General features: G+C 70.8%; 19 protein-coding genes. 10 read left to right on the forward strand and 9 right to left on the reverse strand.

Annotated elements, in window-relative coordinates; genetic code table 11:
- Positions 1-160 precede the first annotated feature (160 nt).
- From AC1DCT_RS13990 to AC1DCT_RS14025, 8 genes are all read left to right on the forward strand, one after another.
- Positions 161-1,228: an ABC transporter permease gene (locus AC1DCT_RS13990; protein WP_477429905.1), complete on the forward strand. Its 1,068-nt coding sequence runs from the start codon at positions 161-163 to the stop codon at positions 1,226-1,228.
- Positions 1,225-2,178: an ABC transporter permease gene (locus AC1DCT_RS13995; RefSeq protein ID WP_477429907.1), complete on the forward strand. Its 954-nt coding sequence runs from the start codon at positions 1,225-1,227 to the stop codon at positions 2,176-2,178. Before AC1DCT_RS13990 ends, AC1DCT_RS13995 begins: the two co-directional genes overlap by 4 nt.
- Positions 2,175-3,872 (forward strand): dipeptide ABC transporter ATP-binding protein, encoded by a 1,698-nt coding sequence (locus tag AC1DCT_RS14000; protein WP_477429909.1) that lies wholly within the window; start codon positions 2,175-2,177, stop codon positions 3,870-3,872. The genes AC1DCT_RS13995 and AC1DCT_RS14000 overlap by 4 nt, the downstream gene beginning before the upstream one ends.
- 61 nt (positions 3,873-3,933) lie before the next feature.
- Positions 3,934-5,589: an ABC transporter substrate-binding protein gene (locus tag AC1DCT_RS14005; protein ID WP_477429910.1), complete on the forward strand. Its 1,656-nt coding sequence runs from the start codon at positions 3,934-3,936 to the stop codon at positions 5,587-5,589.
- Entirely contained in the window at positions 5,589-6,611 is a 1,023-nt protein-coding gene (locus tag AC1DCT_RS14010) for an LLM class flavin-dependent oxidoreductase (protein WP_477429912.1), read from the forward strand. The genes AC1DCT_RS14005 and AC1DCT_RS14010 overlap by 1 nt, the downstream gene beginning before the upstream one ends.
- Positions 6,612-6,684: 73 nt before the next feature.
- Positions 6,685-7,875 carry an LLM class flavin-dependent oxidoreductase gene (locus AC1DCT_RS14015; protein ID WP_477429914.1) on the forward strand — a complete coding sequence of 397 codons (1,191 nt, stop codon included), beginning with the start codon at positions 6,685-6,687 and terminating at the stop codon, positions 7,873-7,875.
- 19 nt (positions 7,876-7,894) lie between these two features.
- Entirely contained in the window at positions 7,895-9,277 is a 1,383-nt protein-coding gene (locus AC1DCT_RS14020) for an NtaA/DmoA family FMN-dependent monooxygenase (protein WP_441975609.1), read from the forward strand.
- Positions 9,274-10,161 (forward strand): DUF1684 domain-containing protein, encoded by an 888-nt coding sequence (locus AC1DCT_RS14025; protein WP_441975610.1) that lies wholly within the window; start codon positions 9,274-9,276, stop codon positions 10,159-10,161. Before AC1DCT_RS14020 ends, AC1DCT_RS14025 begins: the two co-directional genes overlap by 4 nt.
- A 174-nt stretch (positions 10,162-10,335) precedes the next feature.
- Here AC1DCT_RS14025 and AC1DCT_RS14030 read toward each other — a convergent pair whose 3' ends face one another.
- From AC1DCT_RS14030 to AC1DCT_RS14060, 7 genes are all read right to left on the reverse strand, one after another.
- The gene (locus AC1DCT_RS14030) at positions 10,336-10,872 is read right to left on the reverse strand and encodes a GNAT family N-acetyltransferase (protein WP_441975611.1); all 537 of its coding nucleotides are present in this window, start codon (positions 10,870-10,872) and stop codon (positions 10,336-10,338) included.
- A complete protein-coding gene (locus AC1DCT_RS14035; protein ID WP_477429916.1) occupies positions 10,869-12,017 on the reverse strand; it encodes an LLM class flavin-dependent oxidoreductase in 1,149 nt (382 codons plus the stop codon). Before AC1DCT_RS14035 ends, AC1DCT_RS14030 begins: the two co-directional genes overlap by 4 nt.
- A gap of 73 nt (positions 12,018-12,090) precedes the next feature.
- Complete coding sequence (locus AC1DCT_RS14040; protein ID WP_477429918.1) at positions 12,091-13,089, reverse strand: ABC transporter substrate-binding protein; 999 nt, start codon at positions 13,087-13,089, stop codon at positions 12,091-12,093.
- Positions 13,090-13,156: 67 nt separating this feature from the next.
- Positions 13,157-13,948, reverse strand: a complete 792-nt coding sequence (locus AC1DCT_RS14045) for an amino acid ABC transporter ATP-binding protein (RefSeq protein ID WP_477429920.1) — start codon at positions 13,946-13,948, stop codon at positions 13,157-13,159.
- Positions 13,945-14,985 (reverse strand): amino acid ABC transporter permease, encoded by a 1,041-nt coding sequence (locus tag AC1DCT_RS14050; RefSeq protein WP_440734831.1) that lies wholly within the window; start codon positions 14,983-14,985, stop codon positions 13,945-13,947. The genes AC1DCT_RS14045 and AC1DCT_RS14050 overlap by 4 nt, the downstream gene beginning before the upstream one ends.
- Positions 14,986-15,205: 220 nt before the next feature.
- Positions 15,206-16,522 (reverse strand): M20/M25/M40 family metallo-hydrolase, encoded by a 1,317-nt coding sequence (locus AC1DCT_RS14055; protein ID WP_477429922.1) that lies wholly within the window; start codon positions 16,520-16,522, stop codon positions 15,206-15,208.
- Positions 16,519-16,896, reverse strand: a complete 378-nt coding sequence (locus AC1DCT_RS14060; RefSeq protein ID WP_477429924.1) for a carboxymuconolactone decarboxylase family protein — start codon at positions 16,894-16,896, stop codon at positions 16,519-16,521. Before AC1DCT_RS14060 ends, AC1DCT_RS14055 begins: the two co-directional genes overlap by 4 nt.
- A 187-nt stretch (positions 16,897-17,083) precedes the next feature.
- Between AC1DCT_RS14060 and AC1DCT_RS14065 the strand changes: the two genes are divergently transcribed.
- Positions 17,084-18,571, forward strand: a complete 1,488-nt coding sequence (locus AC1DCT_RS14065) for a protein adenylyltransferase SelO (RefSeq protein ID WP_477429926.1) — start codon at positions 17,084-17,086, stop codon at positions 18,569-18,571.
- 10 nt (positions 18,572-18,581) lie between these two features.
- On the opposite strand, the gene AC1DCT_RS14070 is transcribed toward AC1DCT_RS14065, so the two are convergent.
- A complete protein-coding gene (locus AC1DCT_RS14070; protein WP_441975619.1) occupies positions 18,582-19,169 on the reverse strand; it encodes a flavin reductase family protein in 588 nt (195 codons plus the stop codon).
- A gap of 226 nt (positions 19,170-19,395) precedes the next feature.
- Between AC1DCT_RS14070 and AC1DCT_RS14075 the strand changes: the two genes are divergently transcribed.
- Complete coding sequence (locus AC1DCT_RS14075) at positions 19,396-20,325, forward strand: DUF1684 domain-containing protein (RefSeq protein ID WP_477429928.1); 930 nt, start codon at positions 19,396-19,398, stop codon at positions 20,323-20,325.
- Positions 20,326-20,343: 18 nt separating this feature from the next.
- Here the strand turns inward: AC1DCT_RS14075 and AC1DCT_RS14080 are convergent, their stop codons facing one another.
- Complete coding sequence (locus tag AC1DCT_RS14080) at positions 20,344-21,888, reverse strand: CitMHS family transporter (protein ID WP_477429930.1); 1,545 nt, start codon at positions 21,886-21,888, stop codon at positions 20,344-20,346.
- Between the last annotated feature and the right edge of the window lie 83 nt (positions 21,889-21,971).

Genomic DNA, 21,971 nt, shown 5'->3' on the forward strand with positions numbered 1-21,971 from the left:
GACGCCGCGTGACGGAGCACGACGGTTCTTGACCGTCTGCATCAGCCCATGACTCCTGCTCGCGACCCGTGCCGCCGCCGATAGGAGCATCGCTCGAACGGAGCCCTCGTGCTCCGCAGATTCCCCGGATCCATGCTGCGAAGCGCGAAAGGAGCACCCCATGTCGACAGCGAATTCGTCTCGATCGGCCGTTGCGCGCTATGTCGCATCGAGACTCGGCCAGGCAGTGATCGTGCTGTGGGCCGCGTACACGGTGTCGTTCCTCGTGCTCTACGCGCTGCCCAGCGATCCGGTGGCGCTCAAGACCGGCGGCGACGCCAGCGACATCACCCCGGAGCAGCTCGCCGCGCTGAAGGCGAAGTACGGGCTCGATCGGCCCCTCCTCGTGCAGTACGTGCTGCGCCTGGGCCACGCGCTCACGGGCGACCTCGGCACGTCGATCGACACGGGGCGACCCGTCTCGCAGGTGATCGGCGAGGCGATCCCGCCGACGCTGCAGCTGGCGGGCCTCGGCTTCGCCATCGCCGTGCTCACCGGCGCCGCGCTCGCCGTGGTCGCGACGTTCGTGCGCAGCCGCGCGCTGTCGACCTTCCTGCTCGGGCTGCCACCGCTCGGCGTCGCGATCCCGGCGTTCTGGTTCGGGCTGATCCTCATCCAGCTGTTCTCGTTCCAGCTGCCGCTGTTCCCCGCGATGGGAGACCGCGGCTTCCCCTCACTCGTGCTCCCGTCCATCGCCCTCGCGCTGCCGACCGGAGCGATGATCGCCCAGCTGCTGTCGAAGAGCCTCACGGCCGCGCTGCGCGAGCCCTACATCGACACCGCTCGCGCCAAAGGTGCGGGGGGTGCCCGGATCCATCTGGGCCACGCGCTGCGCAACGCCGCGCTGCCGGCGCTGACGGTGACGGGACTCATCGTCGGTCAGCTGCTCAGCGGCACGGTCGTCACCGAGACGGTCTTCTCCCGGCCGGGCATCGGCCGGGTCACCGCGACGGCCGTGCAGCAGCAGGACATCCCCGTGGTCCAGGGTGTCGTGCTGTTCGCCGCTGTCGTCTTCGTCACCGTGAATCTCGTCGTGGATCTGATCTATCCGCTCCTGGATCCGCGGATCGAGCTGACATCGGCGCCGCGCCGCCGGCGTCGCCCGCGCGCCGCGACCCCCGCCACGACCCCCGCTCCCGCAGAGTCGACCTCGGTCGACATCGACGCCGTCCTGGAAGAAGTCCGATGAGCGACACCGTTGCCCTGCTGCCCGACGGCACCCAGCACCCCGCGGACGGATTCGGCGGGACGGCCGCGAACCGGTTCGACGATGCGGTCGCGGAGCGCGCCTCGCACCGCGGACGCGAGGCGTCCAGCCCGCGCAGGCGGAGCTGGTTCGCCCGGCGCCCGGCGGCCGCCGCCTCCCTGCTCTGGTTGGCCGTCGTGCTCGTCGCCGCGGTCGCACCGGTTCTGCTCGCTCCTGGTGATCCGCTGGCCGGCGTCCCCGCCGACCACCTCCAGGCGCCCTCCGCGGCGCACTGGTTCGGTACCGACCAGATCGGGCGCGACCTCTACACCCGGGTCGTGCACGGCACCTCGCTGACGATCAGCGCCGCGTCGCTGGCCGTGGCCGTGGGTGTGGTCGCGGGATCCGCGATCGGCCTGCTGAGCGGTTTCGCCGGTGGCCGGACCGACGCCGTCCTGATGCGGGCCGCGGACGTGCTCCTGGCGATCCCGAGCCTGCTGCTCTCACTCGCCGTCATCACGGCTCTGGGGTTCGGAACCGTCAACGTCGCGATCGCCGTCGGTATCGCGAGCGTCGCCTCGGTGTCGCGCATCATGCGCGCCGAGGTCATCAAGGTGCGCGGCTCCGCCTACGTCGAGGCCGCGCGCGCCTCGGGCAACAGCTGGATCCGGGTGCTTCTCCGGCACGTGCTGCCCAACTCCACCGGGCCGGTGATCGCCCTCGGCGTGCTCGAGTTCGGGGGCGCGATCCTCGCCGTCTCCGCGCTCAGCTTCCTCGGATACGGCGCGCCCGCGCCTGCGCCCGAATGGGGCGCCCTGGTGTCCGGCGGCCGCGACTTCCTCCGCAACGCCTGGTGGCTCACCACCTTCCCGGGACTCGTCATCGCTCTCACCGTCCTCGCCGCGAACCGACTCGCACGGGGGCTCGACACCGAACGGACGGACGGATCATGAACGCGCAGAGCCCGCTGCTGGAGATCGAGTCGCTGTCGGTGGCGTACCGGACGTCGCGCGGACGCGTCGACGCAGTGCGCGACGTGAGCCTGTCGGTCGCGCCCGGCGAGACCGTCGCGATCGTCGGCGAATCCGGATCAGGCAAGTCCACGACCGTGCACGCCGTGATCCGGCTGCTCCCCGGTGCGGCGGACATCGCCTCCGGCGCCATCCGATTCGACGGAGTCGACCTGGCCGCGGCGTCGAACGCGGCATTGCGCTCGGTGCGCGGACGCCGGATCGGGTTCGTGCCGCAGGACCCGACGGTGAGCCTCAACCCGGTTCAACGGATCGGCACGCAGGTCGCCGAGGTGCTGCGCGTGCACGGGCTCGCCGATCGGCAGGGCGCCGCGGAGCGCGCGGTGCAGGCGCTGGAGCGCGCCGGGCTCCCCGATGCCGCGCTGCGCGCCCGCCAGTATCCGCACGAGTTGTCCGGAGGGATGCGGCAGCGCGTTCTCATCGCGATCGCGATCGCGGCCGACCCGCAACTGATCATCGCCGACGAGCCGACGAGCGCGCTCGACGTCACCGTGCAGCGGCAGATCCTCGACCATCTGGACGGGCTCAAGCGCGAGCGCGGGGCGAGCCTGCTGCTCATCACGCACGATCTCGGCGTCGCCGCGGACCGCGCCGATCGCATCATCGTGATGTCCCAGGGCCGCATCGTCGAGGAGGGCACCCCCGAGCAGGTGCTGCTGGCGCCCGAGCATCCGTACACCCGTCAGCTGATCGCGGCCGCCCCCGGCCTGAACGCGCGTCACGAGCCGGTGATCGCCGCAGCCTCAGCGCCGGTCGTGCTGCGCGGACGCCCCGGCGATCCCTTCGCCGCCCGGGACGCGGGAGTGCCGCCGACCAGCCCGGCGATCGTCGAGCCCGTGCTGGAAGTCGACGCGCTCGTGAAGGAGTTCGCGGTGCCCGGGACGGGCGGGGCCGTGCAGCGCGCCGTCGACGGCGTCGGCTTCCGGATCGAACGCGGCCAGACGCTCGCCCTGGTCGGCGAGTCGGGGTCGGGCAAGACGACCACCGCCCGGCTGGCGCTGCGCCTCACCGACCCGACCTCCGGCACCGTCCGGTTCGACGGCGCCGACGTCACCGCACTCCGCGGCGCGGAGCTGCGACAGCTGCGCCGCCGGGTGCAGCTCGTGCAGCAGAACCCCTATGCCGCGCTGAATCCGCGGCTGACCATCGAGCGCATCATCAGCGACCCGCTGATCGCGTACCGCCTCGGAGACCGGACCCAGCGCCGCGCCCGCGCCGTGGAACTCGTCGACGTCGTCGCACTGCCTTCCTCGGTGCTGCAGCGCAAGCCCTCGGAGCTGTCCGGCGGGCAACGGCAGCGCGTCGCGATCGCCCGCGCGCTCGCGATCTCGCCCGAGCTCATCGTGCTGGACGAGCCCGTCTCCGCCCTCGACGTGTCGATCCAGCACCAGATCCTCACGCTGCTCAGCACCATCCAGCGCGAATTCGGCCTCAGCTACCTCTTCATCTCGCACGACCTCGCCGTCGTCCGGCAGATCGCGCACACCGTCGGCGTCATGCAGCGCGGTCGCGTCGTCGAGTCCGGCACCGCGCGGGAGATCTTCGACCACCCGCGCACCGAGTACACCCGCACCCTGCTCGACGCGATCCCCGGCGGCCTGCGGATCGCCCTCTGACCATCTCCCACCCGATTCCCCCTCCGTCCCGCACCGGACCGCCCCCCACCAAGGAGCCACCATGAACCCGACCCGAACGGCGTCGCGCCCGCGCACCGCCCTGCGCCTGCGAACGACGGCGCTCGCCTCGATCGCCGTCATCGCCGGCCTCGCCCTCAGCGCCTGCGCGCCCGCGGCGCCCGCGGCCGCACCGACGAGTGCCGGGGCCAAGCCCGTCGACGGCGGAGCGCTCACGTTCGCGATCGCCAACGACCCGACCTCCCTGAACCCCTCCGGGATCGGCTCCGGCAACGACACCTGGTACGTCACCCGGCAGCTGGTCGACTCCCTGCTCTACCAGAACCCCCAGACCGACGAGCTCGAGCCGTGGCTCGCCACCTCCTACAAGAGCAACGCCGACGCGACGTCGTTCACCTTCGAGCTGCGCCACGGCGTCACCTTCTCCGACGGCACGCCGTTCACCGCGGCGAACGTCAAGGCCACCTTCGACGACATCCAGACCGGGGGTGCCCTGACGCAGACGACCAGCAACTTCGTCGGCTACAAGGAGACCAAGGTCATCGACGACGACACCGTCGAGGTCGACTTCAGCACCCCGAACGCCGCGTTCCCGAACTCGACGGCCAGTGTCGGCCTGGGCATCGTCGGCAACGCCACCCTCGCCGTGCCCTTCGCCAACCGCGCCGACGGCAAGGCCATCGTCGGCACCGGCCCGTTCACGCTCGACAGCTACACCAAGAACGTCTCGACCGTGCTCACCGCCCGCAAGAACTACGCCTGGGCGCCCAAAGCGCTCGGCAACACCGGTCGCGCCCACCTCGACACCGTCACGTTCCAGGTCGCGCCCGAGGCGGGCGTGCGCACCGGCAGCCTGACCAGCGACCAGGTCGATGTCATCGGCGGCGTCCAGCCCACCGACGTGCAGACGCTTCAGGACGCCGGGTACCCATTGATCTCGCGTGGCAATCCCGGCATCAGCTTCGGGCTCTCGTTCAATCTGGCCCGCCCCATCGTCTCGGACATCGCCGTGCGGGAGGCCATCTCCGCGGCGATCGACCCGGCCGTCGTGCGGGACACCGCCCTGAACAAGCTCTTCAACGTCGCCACGAGCACGCTGGCGAAGAACACGCCGTCCTGGGCCGACGAGAGCAAGCACTTCTCCTACGACCCGAAGCACGCTGCCGCGATCCTCGACAAGGCGGGCTGGACCAAGGGCGCGAACGGGATCCGCACCAAGGGCGGTGCTCCGCTGACGCTGCAGCTGGCGTGGATCACGAACTTCGGGCCGAACCAGACCTCGCTCGAACTGATCCAGCAGCAGCTCAAGAAGGTCGGCATCGACGTGGTCCTCTCCGGCAGCACCGTGCCCGAGTTCCTCGCGAAGCAGGCGTCGGGCGACTTCGACATCGTGTGGGGCAACCTCTCCCGCGCCGACGGCGATGTGCTGCGCACGCAGTACTCCAAGGCCACCACGAAGCTGCACATCGACGACCCCGAGCTCGAGACGCTGCTGCAGGGGCAGCTGGCGGCGGGCAACCCCGCCGCGCGCGACAAGATCCTCGCCGAGGCGCAGGCGCGCATCGCGGCGCAGTACTACCAGATCCCGGTGCACGAGCTCACCTCGATCCTGTCGACCCAGTCCACCGTGCACGGCATCAGGCTCGGAGCGGACTCACGCCTGGACTCGCTGGTCTCCGCCTGGAAGGACGCACACTGATGAGCACCGCGACCATCGCCTCCGCCGGCTTCACCCTGGCCGGGAACTACCCCGAGGCCGATCCCACGGCAGGACTCGAGGACACGCTGCGGCTGTTCGAGTTCGCCGAGGAGATCGGTCTGCAGGTGGCCGGAATCCGCCAGCGCCATCTCGAGCGCGGCGTCTCATCGGCGCTGACCTTCCTCGCCGCAGCCACGCAGCGCACCGAGCGGATCCGCCTGGAGACGGCGGTGGTGCCGCTCGGCTACGAGACGCCGTTCCGCCTCGCTGAGGACTTCGGCACGGTCGATGCCCTGTCGAACGGCCGGTTGAACGTCGGAGTCAGTTCGTCGGCGCCGCACGGGGCGCTGCTGCGACACCTCGGCCGCATCGAGGACGACGGCGACGTCGACGCCTACGTCCTGATCGGACGCTTCCTCGAGGCGCTGGAAGGCCATGCGCTCGGCGCGGACATCCCCACGCCGTACGGCCCGCAGACCCCGCGGGTGCAGCCGCACATCGCGGGGCTGCGGGATCGGGTGTGGCTCGGCGGCGGCTCCGCCCGCTCGGTGCGGTGGGCCGCCGACCAGGGACTCAAGCTCCTGCTCGGGAACATCACGGCCGCCGCGGGAGCCGCCTCCTTCGAGGACGCGCAGCGCGCCCACATCGACGACTACCACGCGCACTTCGCCGGCGCCGGCACCGGGTCGGTCGGCGTCGAGCGGGTGATCCTGCCGATCGACAGTGCCACGGCCGGCCAGCGCGACCGCTACACCGCGTTCGCGGAGAGCAGGCAGGCGCGCACCGAGCAGCCCGCGAACGGGCACCTGTTCCAGCGGGATCTGTTCGGCACCGCCGAGGAGATCGTCGAGCGGCTCGCCTCCGACCCCGCGATCGACGGCCTCACCGAGCTGCGCATCGCGCTGCCGTATGCGCTGTCGCTCGACGACTACCGGCAGATCCTCTCCGACATCCGCCACGCGGTCCTGCCCCGGCTCGGCTGGGCGCCGGCCGCAGCAGCGCTCGCTTCGGCCGCCGCGTAGCGGGTTCCCCTCGACCGCCCCAGACACATCGACCGTCCCTGACACATCGACCGTCCCAGACAAGGAGCACATCATGAGTTCACGACTTCGCGTCGGCGTCGCCCTCGAGGGCGCCGGCTGGCACCCTGCCTCCTGGCGGGAGCCGTCATCGCGGCCCGCCGAGCTGTTCACCCCCGAGTACTGGACCGACCTCGTCCGCACCGCGGAGGAAGGGCTCCTCGACTTCGTCACGATCGAGGACTCCCTCGCGCTGCAGTCCTCGGATCCCGTCCGCGGGGACGAACGCACCGACGAGGTGCGCGGACGCCTGGACGCCCTGCTGATCGCGTCCCGTGTGGCGCCCGTCACCTCTCGCATCGGGCTGATCCCGACCGTGACGACCACGCACACCGAGCCGTTCCACGTCTCCACGGGCATCGCCACGCTCGACTTCGCGAGCGAGGGTCGCGCAGGGTGGCAGGTGAAGGTGTCCGGGCGGGCCGACGAGGCCGCCCATTTCGGGCGCCGCGCGCACCCCGGCGATCAGATCGTCTGGGGCGATCCTGCCTTCGACGCTCTGGTCGGCGAGCTCTTCGACGAGGCCGCCGACCACGTCGAGGTCGTTCGGCGGCTCTGGGACAGTTGGGAGGACGACGCCGAGATCCGCGACGTCGCGACCGACCGGTTCCTCGACGCCGACAAGGTGCACGAGATCGACTTCGAGGGCCGCTGGTTCAGCGTGCGAGGGCCGTCGATCACTCCGCGCCCGCCCCAGGGGCAGCCGGTCGTCGCCGCGCTCGCGCACGCCGAGGTGCCCTACCGGCTGGCCGCGCGCTCGGCGGACCTCGTCTTCGTCACCCCGGCCGACGCGACGCACGCGGAACGGATCCTGACGGAGGTCGCCGCCGCCGCGGACGGCCGCGGGGGAGAGCCCCTCCAGGTCTTCGCCGATCTCGTGGTGTTCCTCGACGATCCGGACGGGGAGTCCGCCGCCGATCGACTCCGGCGTCTCGACGCCCTCGGCCGCCCGCTCGCGAGCGACGCGCGCGTCTTCACCGGCTCCGCACCCGAGCTCGCCGACCTCGTCGCCCAGCTCGGAGCCCTCGGATACGCCGGGGTCCGCCTGCGGCCCGGGGTGCTGACCGACGACCTGCCCCGCATCGCCGGCGCGTTCGCCGCGGAGCTGCGCGCACGCGGCCTCTTCCACGACGCCTACGAGGCGGGCACCCTGCGCGGGCTGCTCGGCCTGCCTGAGCACGTCCCCAGTCGCTACGCCGCCGTCTGACCGATCAGAGGAGAACACCATGACCACGAGAGCACGCAAGCAGATCATCCTCGCCGCGTATGTCGGCGGAGTGAACGAGCACACCCTGTGGGAGCACCCGGAGGCGGGCAGTCAGATCGACTTCTCCACGTTCCGGCACGTCGCGCAGACGGCCGAGCGTGGGCGCTTCGACTACTTCTTCCTGGCGGAGGGGCTCGCCCTGCGCGCCAGGGCAGGCCGCATCTTCGACCACGACATCGCCGGACGCCCCGACACGCTCGCCGTGCTCGCGGCGCTGGCCGCGGTGACCGACCACATCGGCCTGGTGGGCACGCTGAACGCGACGTTCAACGAGCCCTACGAGCTCGCCCGCCAGATCGCCAGCCTGGACCATCTGTCGGGCGGTCGGGCCGGATGGAACGTCGTCACCTCGTTCGACGCGTTCACCGGCGCGAACTTCCGCCGTGGCGGCTTCCTTCCGCACAGCGAACGCTACGTGCGCGCGGAGGAGACCGTCGCCACCATCCGCCGGCTGTGGGACTCGTGGGCCGAGGAGGCGATCGTCGCAGACAAGGCGACGGGCGTCTTCCTCGCGGACGCCGACGCCGGCGCGTTCGCCCAGTCCAGCACGCAGTTCGACATCGCGGGCCGTTTCACCGTGCCGCGCAGCCCGCAGGGGCGCCCGGTCATCGTGCAGGCCGGGGTCTCGCCGCAGGGCCGGGACTTCGCGGCCTCCACGGCGGACGCGATCTTCTCGCCCTACGCGACGCTCGCCGAGGGCAAGGCGTTCTCCGCCGACATCCGGGAGCGCGCGGCCCGTTTCGGTCGCGGACCGGACGAGATCAAGATCCTGCCCGCGGCGGGATTCGTGATCGGGGACTCGGCCGCGGACGCCGAGGAGAAGGCCCGCCACATCCTGGAGCAGCAGCTCACGGACAAGACCATCCAGGTCACCTTCGAGCAGGTATGGAACCGCGACCTGTCGGCCTACGACCCCGACGGACCGCTGCCGGACGTGGACCCGGATCCCGAAGCTCCGCCGATCATCCAGGGCCGCGCCTTCGTGTTCCAGGACCGGTTCGAGACGGTGCGCAGATGGCGTGAACTCGCCGACGAGCGGGGTCTCACGCTGCGCGGCCTCGCGCACGAGATCAGCCGCGGACCGGGATACGTGGGCACTGCTGTGCAGGTCGCCGATCAGCTCGACGCGTTCGTGCAGGAGGACGGCGGAGACGGTGTCGTGCTCGGCTCCCACCTGGTTCCGTCGGGGCTCGACGAGTTCGTCGACGAGGTCGTGCCGCTGCTGCAGGAGCGCGGTTCGCTGCGCAGCGAGTACGGCGGCACGACGCTGCGCGCGAACCTGCGCCTGCCGTTGCCGGCGCGCGCCGAGGAGCTCGCCGGGGCGACGGAGACGGCACGATGACGCTCCCTACCCCGGTGGAGACAACGCCCGCGCAGACGGCAGACGCGTTCGCGCGGGAGTGGGAGGACTGGCACGAAACGCATGAGGAGCGCCGTGCCGACCCGCACGGGTTCCTCGCCGTCAGCGGCCTGTTCTGGCTGACGGCGGAAGCGCGCCGCTTCCCCGGCCTGCCCGGCGAGTGGTTCACCGGCGTCACCGGGCCCGTCGTGGTCCTCGCGGACGGCGAGGCCCTCACGGTCGACGGCGCCGAGGTCACGGACACGCACGCGTTCGGCCCCCTCGCGGAGCGCGACGGCGTGACGGTCGGGTTCGAGGGAGGCGTCGTCGAAGTCGCCAAGCGTGGCGGACGGGACATCCTGCGGCCGCGCCGCCCCGACTTCCCGTTCCTGTCCGCCTACACGGGGACAGCCGCATTCCCGCCCGACCCGCGCTGGCGGATCCCGGGCCGGTTCGTCCGGTTCGTCGCGCCGAGGGCGATCGAGGTCGGTGCAGCCGTCGACGGCATCAGCCACGTGTACGACTCCCCGGGCTACGTCGAGTTCCTCGTCGACGACGAGCCGTTCCGGCTGCTCGCGTTCGACGGGCACCGACCCGGTTCGCTGTTCGCGTTGTTCACCGACGCGACCAGCGGCGTCACCACGTACGCCGCGAACAGGACCGTGTCGTTCGAGGTGGCCGAGGGCTCCGACGCGGCCGTGGTCGACTTCAACCGGGCGACCAACCTGCCGTGCGCGTACACCGACTTCGCCACCTGCCCGCTGCCTCCCGCGGAGAACCGGCTCCGCATCGCGGTGACGGCGGGAGAGCAGACGCCGGACCGACGTGTGCACGGCGAGGTCTCCGCCGAGGGCCTGATCCCAGCCGAACACCCCGGGGGTCGTTGAGCGAGCGCAGCGAGACGAAACGCGGTGCTCTCGCGAGGGCACCGCGTTTCGTCTCGGTCGCGCTGCGCGCGTCCTCGCTCAACGACCCCAGTACTTTCGGACCCATCGCTCTGAGTACCCGACCTCGGCGCTGAGTCTTGGGTGCCGCGTCGACAGTGCTCTCCGCAGGCTACGTCATGCGTCGGAGGTCTCCGCCGGCGCGATGTCGAGGCCGAACGCCAGAAGCTCGAGGAACACCCCTGGCTCGACCTCGACGCTCTGCTCGCGTTCGTGCAGCCTGCGGAAGCCGAGCTTCGCGTAGAGGGCGTGCGCACCCGTCATCTCAGGTCCGCTGTTCATGACCACTCGTTCGGCCCGCCGCTCGGCGGCGAGGGCGATGACATGCCGGGTGAGGGCCTCCCCGACGCCGCGTCCGCGGGCCGTCGGTGCCACGGCGAGCTGGCGGAAATCGAGTTCGCCGTCGCGCGCCACCTCCGACAGATGCGCACCGGCGCGCGGGACCCAGACACTACCGACGATCACATCCGTCTCCAGCGCGACCCATATGTCTCCCAGCGCCGCGCGCGCGGCCACGTCGCGCAGCGACCGGAGGTACGCGGCCGACAGCTCGGAGTAGCTCGAGACGTAGGCGTCCTCGGTGAGGCGCCCGACGATTCCGTACTCGTCGGGCACGGCGAGCCGGATGGCGAGCGCCGTCGCTGTCGGGCTCATCGCCCGCGCGCCGTGTCGAGGACCCGGGGCGCGCTGCTCTCGGAACCCCATGCGTCGGCGAGCAACGCGAACGAGCGCTCGCGGTCCCGGGGGTCGTGCGTGATCGTGGTGAGCAGCAGCTCGTCGGCGCCGGTCACGCGCTGGAGGGTGTCGAGCCGCTCCACGACGGTCTCCGCGTCGCCCACGAAACGGGTGTCGAGGCGGTCGCCGACCACGCCGAGCAGGTCGGCCGGGTACGGTGCGACGAGGGCATCGTCGGGGTGCGGGTAGGCGATCGCGCCCTGGCCCGCGCGGATGCTGTGCACCCACTCTGCGTACCCGCGGCCGATGCGCTCCGCCCCGGTCGCCGTATCCGCGACGAGCACGTCGGCCGAGACGATCACGCGCGGCTCGGCGAGCGCGCCAGGCCGGAAGGCACGCCGATAGGCCTGCACAGCGTCGAGCACGAAGCTCCCCGCGACGTGGAAATTGGCGCCGAACGGCAGCCCGAGACGCCCGGCGAGCTCGGCGCTGATCCCCGCAGTGCTGCCGTGCAGCCACACCTGGATGTCCTGCCCCTCGGCCGGCGTCGCGTGGATCGGCACGCCCTCGGGGGCGATGTAGGTGCCCGCGATGAGCGCGAGGATGTCGAGCACGTCCTGCTCGAACCGGTCGGCGTCGCCTGCGGTGCGGCGCAGCAACCGTGCCTGTGCGGCGAACCGGGCGGAGTCGAAGGCGAACGGCTTCGCGGCCGGCAGCAGCAGACCGTCCACGACGCGGGCCTCCGCAGGGGCCGATGCGCTCGGCGCCGAGGGGTGCGATGTGGATCCGGATCGGCCGATGCCGAGGTCGAAGCGCCCGGGGTGGAGGGCGGCCACGACGCCCGCGGCCTCCACCACCTGGAGGGCCGCGTAGTTGCCGATGATGGTCGCGGCGGTGCCGATCCTGATGCGCTCGGTCGCCGCGGCGATGGCCGCGAGCAGCACGTGCGGGGCGGCGCCGGCGACGCCGGGGTTCAGGTGGTGCTCGGCGAGCCAGAAGCGGTGGTAGCCGAGTCGTTCCGCGGTCTGCGCGAGCGCGATCGTGTCACGGAGGCCCTGGCCCGCGGTCGCCCCTTCGCCGAACGGGGAGAGCTCGAGGATGCTGAGCGGTGCACGGTTGGTCATGTGTTCGTCTTTCTCGGGTGCGGATACACGGAAAGGTGCGGGCCGGCATCTGCCGCCGGCCCGCACCTCGGATTCAGGACTTGGGCAGCCCCGGCGGGTTGATCTCCGACTTCGTGACCCCCTCCGAGTCGAGCCCCCACCCCTTGAGCACCTGGGCGTATTTCCCGTTCGCGATGAGCTCGTTGAGCACGATGTTGACGGGCTCGATGAGTCCGTTGCCCTTCGCGGTGCCTGCCGCGATCGCGGCCGCCTGCGGCCACCCGCCCGGGACGATGCCCACGAGCTTCGTGGCGCCGGTCTCCCTGGCCGCCCACGCGGAGGAGGCGTTCGGGCCGAAGGTGGCATCGACGCGGCCCGACTGCAGCGCGAGGGTCGCGGCCGCGTTGTCGTCGTAGTACTGCAGGTCGGCCGGTGCCTTGCCCGCGGTCTTGAGCTCCTCGTTCCACTTCAGGAGCACCTGCTCCTGGTTGGTGCCGGATCCGACGACGATCTTCAGGCCGGAGATGTCCGCGGCCTTCTGGATCTTGGAGATCGTGCTGTCGGACTTCACGTAGAAGCCGAGCAGATCCTGACGGTAGCTGGCGAAGTCGAAGAGCTCCTTGCGCGCCTCGGTGACCGTCACGTTCGAGGTGATCAGGTCGTACTTGCCGGACTGGATCCCGAGCGGCCAATCGGCCCAGGCGACGACCACGGGGTTGTAGGTCAGGCCGAGTCCCTGCGCGATCAGGCTGCCGATGTTCGGCTCGGTGCCGGCGGGCAGGGTCTTGCCGTCCGGGACGTAGCTGAGCGGCGGCACGAAGGCGCCCACGGCGACGGTGAGCTTACCCGGCTCGACGGGGTGGAAGCCGCTCTTCTTGAGAGCCTCGACGGCCTTCGGGACGACCTCGCCCTCGACCCACTTCACGTCGTCGGCCGAGACCTTCGCCGCGCTCTTCGTGGGCTTCGGTGTGCTGTCGGCGGCGGTCGCCGCCGCCGGCTGGTTGAGGGCGACGACCGCGCCGACGGCGACGATCGCGGCGACCGCGACGGCGGCGATGCCGACCACCGCGCCCTGCTTCTTGCTGAGTGCCATGCTGTGTTTCTCCTTGTGGTGAGGGGCCTTGCGATGATGCGGCCGTGCCGCGTTCGGGTCGTGCGGATCAGTTCAGGACCTTGGCCAGGAACTCTCGGGTTCGCGGATGCTTCGGGTGATCCAGGACGTCGGCGGGACGTCCTTCCTCGATCACGGTCCCGTGGTCGAGGAAGACGACTCGGTCGGCGACCTGGCGGGCGAAGCCGATCTCGTGGGTGACGATGATGAGCGTGGTGCCGAACCGGGCGAGGTCGCCGATGACCTCGAGCACCTCGCCGACGAGCTCTGGATCCAGCGCACTGGTCGGCTCGTCGAACAGCAGCACCTTGGGCTTCAGGGCGAGTGCGCGGGCGATCGCCACGCGCTGCTGCTGGCCTCCCGAGAGCTGCCGGGGGTAGGCGCCGGCCTTGTCGGCGAGGCCGACGCGATCGAGCAGGCCGAGGGCGAGCTCTCTGGCGTCCGAGGCGGCCAGGCGCTTGAGAGCGATCGGCGCCTCGACGATGTTCTCCAGCGCGGTGAGATGCGGGAACAGGTTGAAGTGCTGGAAGACGATCCCCACCTGCGTGCGGCGCCGCAGGATCTCCCGCTCGTGCAGCTCATGGAGCTTCTCACCGCGCAGCTCGTAGCCGATCAACTCGCCGTCGACCGTGACCGATCCGCGATCCACGCTCTCCAGGTGATTGATGGTGCGCAGCAGGGTCGACTTGCCGGAGCCGCTCGGGCCGAGCAGCGCGATGACCTCGCCGGGCTGCACGGTGAGATCGATCCCCGAAAGCACCTCGAGCCCGCCGAAGCTCTTATGGACGTTGTGGATCTCGACGAGTCCGCTGGTGGCGGTCTCCGCGCTGATGGTGCTCATGCGCTCGCCTTTCCGGTGGAGCGGATCGCGGCACCGGCCGGTGTCGGATCATCGCCGAGCCGGGCCCATTGCGAACCGACCCAGCGCCGGGCCTGCTGCAGAGGGGTGGGCGGCAGCGCCCGGGCGGAGCCGCGCGCGAAGTGCCGCTCGATGTAGAACTGCGCGATGCTGAGGATCGTGGTGATGATCGTGTACCAGACGACCGCGACCAGGAGCAGGGGGATGACCCGGCTGTTGCGGTTGTAGATGACCTGCACCGCGTAGAAGAGTTCGGGGATCGCGATCACGAACACCACGGACGCGCCCTTGACGAGGCCGATGACCTCGTTCGTCGCGTTCGGGACGATCGAGCGCGCCGCCTGCGGGAGGATGATCCGGAACAGCCGCCGGCCCGCCGGTATGCCGAGGGCGGCCGCCGCCTCGGACTGCCCCTGGTCGACGGAGAGAAGCCCTCCGCGGATGATCTCCGCCGAGTATGCGGCCTGGTGCAGCCCGAGGCCCAGGATGGCTGCGGCGAACGCGCTGACCAGCTGGACGGTGGGGAACTCCACGATCCAGAAGTCGGTGGTGAACGGCGTGCCGAGTCCCAGCTTCGGGTACAGGTAGCCGAGGTTGTACCAGACGATGATCTGCACGACCAACGGCACCGAGCGGAAGAACCAGATGTACGCCCACGCGGCGGAGCTGAGCAGCGGGGACTTCGACAGCCGTCCCAGCGCGATGATCGTGCCGAGCACGAAGCCGACGATCGCCGAGACGGCGGTGATCGCGAGCGTGTACCCGATGCCGATGAGCACGGGGCCCGAGAAGAAGTACTCGGCGAACGTCCCCCACTCGTAGCGGCTGTTCGTGACGAGGCTCCAGCCGAACTGGGCGACGACGAAGAGGATGAGCGCGGCGAACGTCCAGCGCCACCAGTGACGGGTGTGCACCACGGGGACGGCACTGATGTCGACCCTGGTCCGAGTGCGATCCTCCGGTCGGCTCGGTTCGTGGTCGACCGAGCGGCCGAGAGGCGGTGCGGCGATGTCGGTCATGATGCTCCCTCGTGGTTCCTCAGCGCAGCGGGTGCTGCGTGAAGCCACGGTATGAGCACCTTCGGCTGCCTCCACAGCCGGGGATTCACACGCGGCAACCGGCTGATATCCGATGCAACCGGCTGATATACGGCGTAACGGAGCGATGTCCGGCGTCACCCAGGCGCAGAGGACAGGGCGCCGGTCCATGGTCGGACCGGCGCCCCGTCGGCAGGTCGGTTCAGGCGTTGCGGAGGATGTGATCCGTGACGCGCGTCGAGAAGTACACGGCCTCCACCGGGATCCGCTCGTCCGCGGCGTGGAACTCCCCGAACACGTCGAAGTCGGCCGGAACCCGCAGCGGCACGAAGCCGTACCCGCGGATGCCGAGCTGCGCCAGGTGCTTGTTGTCGGTGCTCGCCGGCAGCAGATAGGGCACGACGAGGCCGTCGGGATCCTCGGTCGCGATCGCATCCTGAAGCACCTCGAGCAGCGGAGAGTCGATCGGCGACTCGATCGCGGGCACCGGGCGCCCCCACGAGAGATCGACGTCGTCGCCGACGAGAGCCGCCAGCTCCTGCTGCAGTGCGGCATCCGCCCCCGGCAGGGCGCGGATATCGAGACGTGCGGTGGCTTCGGCGGGGATCACGTTGGTCTTGCCGCCGGCGCTGAGCACCGTCGGCGAGACCGTGTTGCGCGCGGATGCCGTGACGATCGAGGAGACGAATCCGAGCCCGGCGAGCTCCTCGTCCAAGCCGTCGTCCGTGAACCGGATCCCGCGATGCTCCCCGAACACCTGCAGGAAGCGCTTCAGGGCGGGGGTCGTCACGACGGGGAAGCGGTGCGCCCCCACTGCGGCGACAGCACGGGACAGGCGCACCACCGCGTTGTCCGACGTCGGCCGCGAGCCGTGCGCCGCGTGCCCGCGCGCGGTGAGGGTGGCCCACGTGACGCCCTTCTCAGCCGTGGCGACCAGGTAGGCCCTCCGCTCGTCGGTGAGCGGGATGGAGAACCCGCCGACCTCGCTGATCGCCTCCGTGGCGCCGTCGAACAGCTCCGGCCGGTTGTGCACGATCCACCGCGCGCCCCACACGCCGCCTGCCTCCTCGTCCGCGAAGAACGCGAAGATGAGATCGCGGCGGGGCACGACGCCCTCCCTACGGTAGGCCCGGGCGAGAGCGAGGATGGTCCCCGCGTAGTTCTTCATGTCGACGGCGCCGCGTCCGTAGAGGATGCCGTCGTGGATCTCCGCGCCGAACGGCGGATGGGCCCAGTCCGCTTCCACGACGGGCACGACGTCGAGATGCGCGTGCACCACCAGCGCCCCGGCGTCCGGATCCGTCCCGGCCAGCCGGGCGACGACACTCGCCCGGCCGGGTCGCGGTTCGACCAGGTCGACGTGATAGCCGATCTCCTCGAGCTTCTGCTTCACGAACAGAGCCGCCCGGGTCTCGCCGTCGCCGATGGTGGCCGCGTCGCCGGTGTTGACGCTGTCGATGCGGATGAGGTCGCGGATGAGCTCGAGGGCCTCCGCCTCGACGGGCGAAGGAGTCGTCACTGCGCGCCCGCGTGCTCGTGCCCGTGCGCGTGCTCGACGCGCGCGTCGCCGGCGAGCTTGAACGCGAGCCTGCCGTGGGCGTAGCCGCCTCCCGCGCGGATCGCGGTCGCGACCCAGGCGGCCTCGGCGAGCTCCGCCTCGGTGGCGCCCGCGCGCACCGCGTTCTGCGCATGCGCGTCGATGCAGTACGCGCACTGTGTGGTGATGCCCACCGCCAGCGCGATCAGCTCGCGGAACTTCAGCGGGATGGCGCGCCCCTCCTCGGCGAAGACCGCCTGATCGAACGCGGCGAACGCGGCGAGGATGTCAGGCGTCTCGCGCTTGTAGACGCGGGTGAAGGTCTTGTCTGCGGTGCGATCGAAGTAGTCCGACACGTGCTCTCCTCGGAGTCCAGGCCGCGCGAGGGCACGGCGCGCCCTCACGCTAATCCGGGGGCGCGATGCTTCCGAAGCGCACCGTCATCGGGCGACTCGCGGCGTCTTCGACGACGGAATGTTCCGCCGCATGTCGCCGGATTTCGCTCGGGATCCGCGCTCCGCGGCGCGAGCGGAGACTCGTGGGATGACGCATCCGATCGCCCCCCACGCCGCGCGTCGCCCGCCGGTCCTCGAGCAGACCTGGGCGGAGCTCCTGCCCGAGCTCTCCCGCCCGGCGTCCCCCGTGCGCACGCCGGATCCGCGGCTGATCGCGCTGAACGAGGAGATCGCCGGTGAGCTCGGCCTCGAACCCGGCTGGCTCCGGTCCGACGACGGGGCGCGCTTCCTCACCGGCGAGTCGCGGGCCGACGGGACGGCCCCTGTCGCCCAGGTGTACGCGGGCCACCAGTGGGGCGAGTTCCGGCCGATCCTCGGCGACGGCCGCGCCGCCCTGCTCGGGGAGAGACGCGACCGGCGGGGACGGCTGCGCGACGTGCACCTCAAAGGCATCGGCCCGACCTCGATGTCGCGCGTCGACGGCTTCGCCACGGTCGGCCCGATGCTGCGCGAATACCTCATGGGCGAGGCGATGCACGCCCTCGGCGTTCCCACGACCCGAGCGCTCGCGGTCGTGTCGACGGGCGCTCCGCGCGAACGCGACGGCCAGGTGCTGCCCGGTGCCGTGCTCGCCCGCACGGCCGCAAGCCACGTCCGCTTCGGCTCGTTCGAGTACGCCGGCACGCACGAGGATCCCGGCCTGCTCCGGCGCCTCGCCGACCACGTCATCGCCCGCCACTACCCGCAGGCCGCGCGCGCGGAGCATCCCTACCGCGCCCTGCTCGCGGAGATCGTGGAGGCAGCGGCCGCGCTCACCGCGGACTGGATGCGGATCGGGTTCGTCCACGGCGTGCTCAGCACCGACAACGTGCTCGTCTCCGCCGAGACCATCGACTACGGGCCCTGCGCGTTCCTGGACGTCTACGAGCCCGGGGCTCATTTCAGTTCGATCGACGAGTTCGGCCGCTACGCCTACGACAGGCAGCCTGTCATCATGCGGTGGAATCTCGAACGCCTGGCGGAGGCGATGGCGCCCCTGCTCGACGACCACGCGGCCACCGCCGAGCGGATCGCGGCCGACATCACCGCCTCCTTCGACAGCGGCTACCACGCTCGCAGATCCCTGACGTTCGGCCGGAAGCTCGGCGTCGGTCAGAACGTTGAACAGACGGAGGTCGACGCCCTGGCCGACGCGGCCCTCAGGATCCTCGCCGAGCACGCTGTCGATTTCACCGGATTCTGGCGGGATCTCGCCGCGGCCGCGGCCGGCGACGAGCGCCCGGTCCGCAGCCGCTTCCTCGGTCCGGTCCCCGAGCTCGACGCGTGGCTGCACCGGTGGCGCGCCCTCGGCCCCGACGACGAACTGATCCGCAGGGCCAACCCCGTGTACATCGCACGCAACCACATCCTGGACGAGGCGCTCGCGGCGGCGGTCGACGGCGACATCGCGCCGTTCACGCAACTGCTGGGCCTGCTGCGCACACCCTTCATCGAGCGCGCGGGAGATCAGCACCGCCGCTATACCCGCCCCGCACCGGACGGCGCGCCGAGACACCTCACCTACTGCGGCACCTGACCGGCCGCCGTCACTCGATCCGGGACGGCTCTCCCAGGGCATGCCAGGTGCGGCTCACATAGACCAGTGGCGTTGCGGCGATCCCGGTCTCGGACGGCTCGGGGAGGGCGGCGTCGAGCGCGTGCACGATCACCACCGTGGACGTGCCCGCCCGCAGGCGATGCAGCACACGGCCGCGGACCCAGGTGCGCGCCGCGGGGAAGTAGGGCTCACCCGTATCCAGGCGGCTCCAGATCGCGCGATCCGCGAACCGGTCGATGCCGCTGGTGGCGCCCAGCTTCGCCAGGCCGAGCTGCGCAGAGGAGAGCAGGTGGACGATCACGGTGTCCGCGCTGTTGATCGTGGTCGACGCCGACGACTGATCGGAGATCGAGAACACGAGCAAAGGCGGTTCCGCGCTGACCGAGGACACGCTCGTGGCGGTCAGCGCGACCGGCCCGTCGCCGGCTTCGGCCGTGACCAGCGCGACGCCCGCGGGGTGCTCCCGGAACACGCGTCTGAACTCCTCCGCGGAGAGAGCCTCCACCCGGTCGGGGCTGCTGTCCTCGAGTCGGTGGCTCTCCACGCTCCGCGGCCGGTCGATCTGCTGGGTCGACATGACGGATCCCTCCTTCTGCTCGAGACGATGCGGCGGTGCGCGGCACATGCCGGCTCCGTGGCGCCCAGCCTGCCGTCACGACGGCACGCGGAAGCCTCTGTGTCGTCAGGTGCAGAACTGTTGCGCGGGATGACGTCGGGTGACGACATCCGGCGCCCAGCGCACGGCCGCGATCTAGCGTCGCGGTGAGAGGGACAAGACACAGCGACGCGGACGGAGAGGGATCATGGTGACCGGTGAATGGTATTCAGAGCTCGCGGACGATACGTTCGCAGGGCTCTCCTCCGCCTCGCTGTCGCCCGATCCGCCGATCGACGACCTCGGATTCGAGAGCCTGGGCTCGTACGTCTTCGCGCAGGATTGGCAGCACTGGCACGACGATCTCGATGAGCGCAGGCGGGATCCGCACGGACCTCTCGCGTACACAGGACTGCACTGGCTGAGCGCGCGCCCGCAGCGCGTGCCGAGGGTGCCGGGATCGTTCCGCGCGATTCGCGGGTCCGTGCTCCTCTCCCTCGATCCTGACGAGCGCGCCCGATACTCGGGCGTCGACCTCACGGGCGAAGCCCGCATCGACCCCGGTGAGAACGGCACCCTCGAGTTCGCCGGGGGCACGGCCGAGTTCGCCCGGCTCGGCGGCCATGCGGTGCTGCGGAGCCGGCTGGAGCCGAGTCCGTTCCTGGAGAGCTTCGAGGGCACCCCCGCGTTCCGCCCGAACGAGGCGTGGGTGATCCCCGCCGTGTTCCACGCGGATCCGCGTGCATACGAGGTCGACGCCGCCGTCGGCGACTTCCTGCATCTCCTGCAGTCTCCGGGCACGCTGCGGTTCACCATCGGCGGGCGTGGGCACGAACTCGCCGTCTTCGAAAGCGTGTCCGGCAACGGCTGGCGCCTGCCGTTCACCGATGCGACCTCGGGCCGTGAGACGACCGTCTGGGGCCGCGACGTCGTGGTGGACCCGGTCTTGGACGGCGAGACGGCGATGATCGACTTCACCCGATCCAGCAACCTCCCGTGCGCGTACAGCGACATGACGACGTGTGCGCTGGCGCCGCGGTCGAACCGGATCCGGACGAGGATCACCGCCGGCGAGAAGACGCCCCGCCTGCGCCTCATCGCGGGAGCCGACGGGCCGATCGTGGTCAGCGAGCGCTGACCACGATCACCCGGGTGGTCACTGCGCGACGAAGAACGGGATCGCGCCGGTCAGGAGGCCGACCGCCAGCATCACCAGCGAGACCACGAGCGCGCGCCACAGCACCTTGCGGTGGTGGTCGCCGAGGTTCACGCTCGCGAGCGAGACCAGCAGCAGGATCGCCGGAACCAGCGGGCTCTGCAGGTGCACGGGCTGGCCGGTGATCGACGCGCGGGCCATCTCGACGGGGTCGATGCCGAAGTGCGCGGCACTCTGCGACAGCACCGGCAGGATCCCGTAGTAGAACGCATCGTTCGACATGAAGAACGTGAACGGGATCGACAGGATCCCGGTGATCGGCGCGAGGAACGGACCCAGCGCCGGGGGCAGCACATTCGTGATCCACGACGCCATCGCGTCGACCATGCCCGTGCCGGTGAGCACGCCGACGAGCACACCCGCCGCGATCACCATCGACACCACGCCGACGATGCTGGGCGCGTGCGCGACGATCTCGGACGCCTGATCCTTGAGCTTTCGGAAGTTCACCACGAGCGCCAGGGCGGCGCCGACCATGAACACGTAGGGCAGCGGCAGCAGGTCGGCGATGAGCAGCACCATGACGGCGACCGTGAGGGCGAGGTTGAACCAGATCAGCCGCGGGCGCAGCGTCGCCCTGTTCGGGTCGAGCATGGTGTCGGCCATCGCGGTGTCGGTCGGGTCCACCCCGGCCGCGGCGACGGCGCCATGACCGCCGGCGACGGTGACGATGTTGCCGGTCCGCAGCGAGGCGCGCGCGCCAGGCTTGGCGTCGGAGCCGCGGAAGATCGCGGGCACCGCGGCGAGCAGTCCGCCCTCGGCGGTGCCGGTCAGGCGGCTCTCGTCGAGCGCACCGAGGCGGCGACGCTCCTGCAGGCCGAGCATCCAGGCGAAGCCGAGGGAGACGATCAGCCCGATGCCCAGTGAGGGCAGCATCGGCACGAAGATGTCCGTCGGCTGCACACCGAGCGCGGTCGCGGCGCGCACGGTGGGGCCACCCCACGGCACGATGTTGAGCGTGCCGTTCATCAGGCCCGCTACGCAGGTCAGCACCACGGGGCTCATGCCCAGGCGCAGGTAGATCGGCAGCATCGCCGAGGTGGTGATGATGAACGTCGTGGATCCGTCGCCGTCCAGCGACACGGCGCCGGCGAGCAGAGCCGTGCCGATGACCACCTTCGCCGGGTCGTCGCCCAGCACGCGCGTGATCAGGCGGATCAGCGGGTCGAACAGGCCGACGTCGATCATGATGCCGAAGAACATGATCGCGAACATCAGCAGCGCCGCCGTCGGCGCCATCTTGCCGATCGCGTCGAGGATCATGTCGCCGAGGCCCAGTCCGGCACCGGCGAAGAGGCCGAACACGGTGGGGACCAGGATCAGCGCCACCATCGGGGTGAGGCGTTTGGTCATGATCAGCGTCATGAACACCAGCACCATCACGAAGCCGAGGATCACCAGGACCCATTCGGGTGGCGCGAAGGCGATGTCGTACGAGGGCTTTTCGTCGGCTGCGGCGAGCAGACCGGTGAGAACCGTGGGCATGAGGTGACTCCTTCGTCATCCGCCTGTCGTCTTCGACGGACCTCGCCGAGATTAGGGAACGCAGGCGCTGCGGATCCGGAAAG

Source organism: Microbacterium sp. 10L49 (assembly GCF_056395125.1).